The organism is Devosia sp. (genome assembly GCF_040509215.1).
Classification (GTDB): Bacteria; Pseudomonadota; Alphaproteobacteria; order Rhizobiales; family Devosiaceae; genus Devosia.
The window spans coordinates 24,691-30,996 of the sequence record NZ_JBEVLL010000281.1 but is presented as its reverse complement, the minus strand read 5'-3'; the positions used below and the strand labels follow the sequence as shown (position 1 = coordinate 30,996).

At 59.2% G+C, this 6,306-nt stretch carries 6 protein-coding genes; 3 read left to right on the top strand and 3 right to left on the bottom strand.

The genetic code is table 11. The annotated features are described in order from the left end of the window. Nucleotides 1-10: 10 nt before the first annotated feature. Nucleotides 11-757 (bottom strand): SDR family oxidoreductase, encoded by a 747-nt coding sequence (locus ABW043_RS15955; RefSeq protein ID WP_353922189.1) that lies wholly within the window; start codon nt 755-757, stop codon nt 11-13. 94 nt (nt 758-851) lie between these two features. On the opposite strand from ABW043_RS15955, the gene ABW043_RS15950 reads away from it, so the two are divergent. Beyond that, nucleotides 852-1,760: a helix-turn-helix transcriptional regulator gene (locus ABW043_RS15950; RefSeq protein ID WP_353922188.1), complete on the top strand. Its 909-nt coding sequence runs from the start codon at nt 852-854 to the stop codon at nt 1,758-1,760. Between the two features lie 44 nt (nt 1,761-1,804). Here ABW043_RS15950 and ABW043_RS15945 read toward each other — a convergent pair whose 3' ends face one another. Beyond that, nucleotides 1,805-2,962: a multidrug effflux MFS transporter gene (locus ABW043_RS15945; protein ID WP_353922187.1), complete on the bottom strand. Its 1,158-nt coding sequence runs from the start codon at nt 2,960-2,962 to the stop codon at nt 1,805-1,807. A gap of 471 nt (nt 2,963-3,433) precedes the next feature. On the opposite strand from ABW043_RS15945, the gene trxC reads away from it, so the two are divergent. Then, a complete protein-coding gene (trxC, locus tag ABW043_RS15940; protein ID WP_353922186.1) occupies nt 3,434-3,859 on the top strand; it encodes a thioredoxin TrxC in 426 nt (141 codons plus the stop codon). Nucleotides 3,860-4,064: 205 nt separating this feature from the next. Continuing rightward, a complete protein-coding gene (locus ABW043_RS15935; protein ID WP_353922185.1) occupies nt 4,065-5,045 on the top strand; it encodes an LLM class flavin-dependent oxidoreductase in 981 nt (326 codons plus the stop codon). Nucleotides 5,046-5,109: 64 nt separating this feature from the next. Here ABW043_RS15935 and nudC read toward each other — a convergent pair whose 3' ends face one another. Further along, the gene (gene nudC / locus ABW043_RS15930) at nt 5,110-6,069 is read right to left on the bottom strand and encodes an NAD(+) diphosphatase (RefSeq protein WP_353922184.1); all 960 of its coding nucleotides are present in this window, start codon (nt 6,067-6,069) and stop codon (nt 5,110-5,112) included. Nucleotides 6,070-6,306: the final 237 nt, after the last annotated feature.

Below are 6,306 nucleotides of genomic sequence, written 5' to 3'. Positions count from 1 at the left end.
GGCACATCTGCTAGTGGCCCAACGCGACGGCGTCGGCGCCGGCGGGGATGCGTACCGGTGCCGACGGATCGGTGGCTGCTCGCCAGACGGCCTCGACGACATCCGAAGAAAGCGTCTTGGGATTACCGGGCGTTCGCATGGCGGAGATGACGTCATTGGCGAAACCCGAATAGGCTTCGGGGAAACCACCATTGGCCGTCAGGAGCGTCATCGCATTGCTGCCGAAACTGGTATCGGGGGCCGCGCCGGGCAGGACGATTTTGACCGCGATTCCGAAGGGAGCAAGTTCGAGCGCCAGGGATTCCGTGAAGGCATTCACCGCGGCCTTGCTTGCCGTATAGACAGACAGCAGCGGCAATGGCTTCATGGTGACGCTCGATGTCACGTTGATAATGATCCCGGCCCCGCGCTCCCGGAATTGAGGCAGGACCGCACGGACCATGCGCATGGTCCCGATGGTGTTCGTCTCGAAGATCGACTGGGCAACGTTGATCGGTGTCCCCTCGAGCGCATTGAGCCAACCGATGCCGGCATTGTTGATCAGCACGTCGATCGGACCGGCCGTTTCGACAGCGTTACGAACGCTTTCATCATCTGTCACGTCCAGCGGTAGCACGACCAGGTTTTCGGATGCCGGCAGAAGTTCAGGCCTTGGCGAGCGCATCGTGGCCACGACTTTCCAGCCCTGTTCGAGGAAGTGCTTGGCGGTGTCCAGACCGAAACCGGAAGAGCAGCCGGTGATGAGTACGGTTTTCATAGGAATGTCCTTTGCGTGAATACCACGCCTATGTGGACCGTCAGCCTCGGACCTCCTATAATGGAAGATCCTGATTACGTTAGAGATCGTCCGAATGATCGACCCGCTAGCTGAAATCGTGTCAATGCTGCAGCCCAGCTTGCCTTTCTCCAAAATGGCGAGCGGGTCTGGTCACTGGCGCGTAGATGGCGCCGGAGATGGCAGCCCCTTCTTCGCGGTCATTCTCGAAGGCTCGACAAAGCTGTCGATCAACGGTCACCCCGATATCCGCCTGGAAGCGGATGATTTTATCCTCATCCCAGCGGCCTACACGTTCACCATGGTCAGCGATGACGAGCCGGACGATGGTGAAGATCCGTTACGGGTCACAAAGATCGGCGACGAAACGCGTCACGGCGATCCATCTGGGTTGCCCAATATGCGTGTCCTGATCGGGCGGCTCGCGTTCGGAACGCCCGATACGACACTAGTCTTCGCATTGCTCCCTTGCCTGCTACTTATCCGCGGTCAGGCCCGCCTTACCGACCTTGTACGGATGATCCGCGAGGAGGCGAAGGCAGAGCGGGCCGCGAAAAGCATTGTGCTAGAGCGTCTGCTGCAGTTGCTTTTGATAGAGGCTCTTCGTTCGGATGCGGCGGGCTTGGAAACGCCTGGCCTGCTTCGTGGTTTGGCAGACAAGCACCTTGGCCCCATCATCCGCCTTCTGCATGAGGCGCCCTCAAGGGCATGGACTGTGGACGAGTTGGCGAGCGCCGCGACCATGTCGCGCTCCGTATTCTTCGATCGGTTTCAGAAGCAGACCGGCATGGCCCCGATGGAGTATCTGGTGTCCTGGCGCATGGCTCTCGCCAAGGACATGCTGCGGCGTCGCGATGGGGGCATCAAGGAAATCGCCAAACGTGTCGGGTATGGGTCGGCCAGTGCCTTCAGCGTGGCATTTTCCAAATTCACCGGCGTACCACCAAGCCAATATGGTCGAGAGGATGAGGCCGTTGGCATGTGAGGCCCGCAGGTAGCGGGTCAAGCCAAAAGCGCGCTGTCCCTCGATTATGTCGCTTGGGGGGAGTTCCTTTCGAGATGGCGAGCAAACAGCGCTGCACCCAGGGCGATAATCGCTGAGGCCAGCATCACCACTAGCAGGCCAGACCGAGCATTCTCTTCCGTCAAAACGGCACCCGCGATCGCGGCCATAGTGGAAGCGCCTGCGACGGTAATCGCGCCGGCGAGACCGGCTGCGCTTCCCGTCTGCGTTGCGCGAACCGAAATTGCCGCCGCATTGGCGCTAGGCTGCGTCAGTCCGTTCGATACCCCGACGAAAAGGCATGGCCCGAACAATGCCACCACATGATCGACCCCGGCAAAGTAAAGGACGATGCCGAACACGAGCCCTCCGCAAGCCACGGTCCTACCTGCAATCAGCAGGGTGGCTTCCGGGAGCTTGCCAGCGAGCCGTCCGGCCAGAAAACTGCCGAGCATGAAGCCGCCTGTGATCGAGCCCATGTAGAGACCCAGAACTGCTGGCGAGAGATCGAATGCTGAGGCGGCCAGAGGGGCGCCAGCCAGGAAGGCATAGAAGGCGCCGACCGAGAAAGCCATGCACAGGCAATAGGCCAGGAAGCGTTTGGAGCCGAGCAGTTCGGGATAGGCTCTGTACTGCTCCAGCATCGTTTGGGATCGCGACGTGTTCGTTTCGCGCAGGTCGGTCCAGCACAATGCCAGGACCGCGATCCCAAAGAGCGCCAGAACATAGAAGCTGGCCCTCCAGCCAAACATCTGATCAAGCAGCCCGCCTGCCGTGGGGCCGAGCATGGGTGCCACAGCCCAAGCCATTGCGAGATAGCCGAACCGACCCGCGGCCTGCTCTCGATTGGTGGTGTCACGGATCACCGCAAGCGACACTGCGTAGGTTGGTGCGATCACGGCCTGCACCATCCGACAGGTCAGGAAGGTCCAGGCATCCGGCGCGACGGCGCACCCGAGTGTCACAGCGATAAATATAGTCAGCGCCCCGAGTACCACGGGCCGCCGACCAAAACGGTCCGAGAGCGGGCATAGAACGAGCTGAAGGCAGGCAGACACAATTGCATAGGCCGCCAGCGAAAGCCCGATCAGTCCATAATCGACGCCAAATTCGGCGGCCATTTGGGGAAGAGATGGAAGGAAGAAGTTGATCGGCAGAATGGCGAGTGCCGACAGCAGGACCAACGTGGATAGGCGAGGAGAAGCTGATGAACCTGGCATGATCAAAGCCAATTGCTTGTGTAGGAAACGAGGCAATAAAAAAGCCCCTGTGAGGGGCTGATTTCTCCGCGCATGGGTGCTTTCGCCTGACAGCTATGCTGCCGTGCCCATGCGCGCGCTTACTACGATCATGTCGTTTTCAAACATCATGCGCTAATTGGTAGGGCGCGGGGGACTGTCCGTCAACTCGACGTCTGCGGACCAATAATTGTATCGCTGCCGTAGGCCGTCTCTCCGCGAACCATCCCAAACTTGAAATGGTGCATGAGGGCGATGTAGACCCCAGGGCGAACTACCCGGATTTCTTTCTGTTTCCAAACAGCAAAATTTACAATTCCGGAGTTGGGACAAGATCTGGGACCTGTCAGCTCCGGCTGAAAGCGCAGGATGCGCTGACGATCGAGAGCGGCCCGGTGCGCTGCGATGGAGGTTACAATGGCACATGTCGTATGTTCTTATTGCAGCGCTACGAACCGTATCGGCGATGGTCACGATGCGCGGGAAGCCAGATGCGGTCGGTGCGGCAAGGTGCTTTTCGATGGGCATGCCGTAGACATCGCCGCCACCGTGCTCGAAAAGCACATCGCCAAGTCCGACATTCCGGTGCTTGTTGACGTTTGGGCGCCGTGGTGCGGCCCTTGCCGCGTAATGGGGCCTGAATTTGAAGCCGCAGCCGGCCGAGGCGAGCCAGCTATGCGCTTCGTCAAGCTGAATTCAGATGACAATCAAGAAATGGCGACGCGTCTCGGTATCCGTGGCATTCCGACGATGATCATGTTCCGTGAGGGCAGGGAGGTAGCCCGCACTTCAGGGGCAATGTCTTCCACGGAGATTCTGCGCTGGGCATCTCGCCAGACCTAGCTCCACCATCATCAGGCTCTCAGCGTTATGACGGCATCGACAGGTCTCCATATGTTGGCCGGTTGTGATGCGTGCGAAGACCAGCACCCATCCCGAAGCTAAAAGTCTTGGCTCGCTCTATTGATATGGACGGGCTGAGTGTCCATTTCGTTGAGCACTAAAGCTTGTTTCGCGGCCGAGCGAAATTCCGGACAGGAAATCTCGATTGATCCCACTTTCAATTCTCGAATTAGGTCGCGTCCGCGAGGGCGGAAGCCGTCGTGACGCACTCGATGAGGCACGTGCTCTTGGCCAACACGCAGAGGCGCTCGGCTATCGTCGGATATGGGTGGCTGAGCACCATAATTCGTCTGGCGTGACCACGGCCGCGACTTCGCTGGTCATCAGCCATATTGCGGCGGGAACGAAAACGATCAGGGTGGGTGCCGGGGGCATCATGTTGCCCAATCACGCGCCCTATGTGATTGCCGAACAGTTCGGAACACTCGAGACGCTTTATCCTGGCCGCATCGATCTAGGCCTCGGCCGTGCACCCGGAACCGATCAGCTCACGCTGAGGGCACTTAGGCGCGACCCCTCTAATGCTGACAATTTTCCCCAGGACGTGCTCGAGCTGCAGGCTTTCCTGGCCCCCGCAGGACTAAACCAGAGGATCGAGGCCGTTCCCGGCTCGGGCAGCGAGGTACCTTTGTGGATTTTGGGCTCGAGCCTCTTCGGTGCCCAACTGGCAGCGGAGTTAGGGTTGCCTTACGGGTTCGCCTCCCATTTTGCACCGCAAGCACTCGATCAGGCCCTGGCGATTTATCGCGAGCGTTTCAAAGCATCCGAGCAGGCGGCCTCGCCATATGCGCTTGTCGGCGTCAATGTGATCGCAGCGGAAACTGATGACGAGGCCAGGGTGCTGGCGACGTCTCAGCAAATGTCGTTTGCCGACATCTTCCGAGGGCAGCGTCGCCTGATGCAACCGCCGATCGCCGATATCGACACTTATTGGACGCCGGCCGAGAGAGCTCAGGCTGGGCAGATGCTTAGCTTCAGCATCATCGGGAGCAAGGAGACCGTTCGGCGGCGTTTACAGCAGACAATTGAGCGGACACAGGCAGATGAGCTCATGATCGTGTCAGACATCTACGATCACCAGAAGCGGCTGCGCAGCTTTGAAATCATCGCTGATGCAGCGCGCTAGGTTTAGCTGGCCGAAGTGATGTTGAAGGTGGCGGGTTCCCCAAGGGGCACCTGCTGGCCGAGGACTAACGCGCCCAGTGTTGCTCGTCGAATAATTCGCCCTTTGCCCAGGCAGCGATCAGCGCCCCGGCAATGGTGCCTGCCCGCGGACATGAGATATCGGGGTGGTTCCCATCCAGTATGGCGAGCACCTCGTCTCTTCGCACCCACCGTGCGTCCGCCAGCTCGACAGGGTCGATGGTGATCGCGTCGCTCTTGGCTTCGCCGTAGCACCCGAACATCAGCGACATCGGGAATGGCCAGGGTTGGCCGGTCACATATTGGACTTTGCCAACCTCAATCCGGCTCTCCTCCAAAACCTCGCGACGAACGGCAGCTTCAATCGTCTCGCCCGGCTCAACAAAGCCGGCGAGGAGCGAATACATCTTTTCCGGCCAACTGGGCGCCCTGCCAAGCAGCAGCTCGTCGCCTCTGCTGATGGCCATAATGACAACAGGGTCTGTTCGTGGAAAATGTTGCGTGCCGCACTGCGGACATTTGCGCACCCAGCCGCTGTGTTCGACGGTGCTTGGATTGCCGCAATTCGCACAAAAGCGATGGCTCGAATGCCAAGCCAACAGCGCCTTTCCGGTCGCGACACATTCGCCATCCAACGCTGACAGCGCGGACATAATCGTTCGAACTTCAGAAAACTTCGCCGCTGGCCAATCTGGATGGACCTGAAGACTCTGATCGACAAATTGTCCGATCGTTGCCGCGTCTTCAGGAGGTGCCCACAGCGTCAGGTCCGACGCGAAGCGCGGGCCATTCTCGGTAATGCCGAGGAACAACGGCCGATCACGGCAGTCTTTCAGAGCAGAATGGTCGAGGGGAGCAAAGAGGGGGATGCCATCCTGGTCGACGAGCACCTTTCCTCGCCAAAAGATCAGCGTTTGAGAGCGGTCATCTCGATAGGAATCCTCAGATGTTCGCAGATGGGCCGCACGCTCCAAGCTTCCCGACGTGAATGCGAATCTACTCGTCACGGCCACCGCCCTCTTTGGACACAAGTCTTAGAGATTAGAAAAACTGGCCGCAAGGCTGTGAGCCTCGCGACTACGCTATGCTGCATGGCGCCGCTCTGTCGAAGCCATGCGGGATCGAATAGCGATTGCTTCGGCTAATCTCTGCTTGTCGCCCAGCGCCAAGGCACCGTCCCCGTATGGTGCGAAGAGCGTCCCAAAACGTTTAGTTGACTCTCATTTGCATAGCCGCTATGCAAA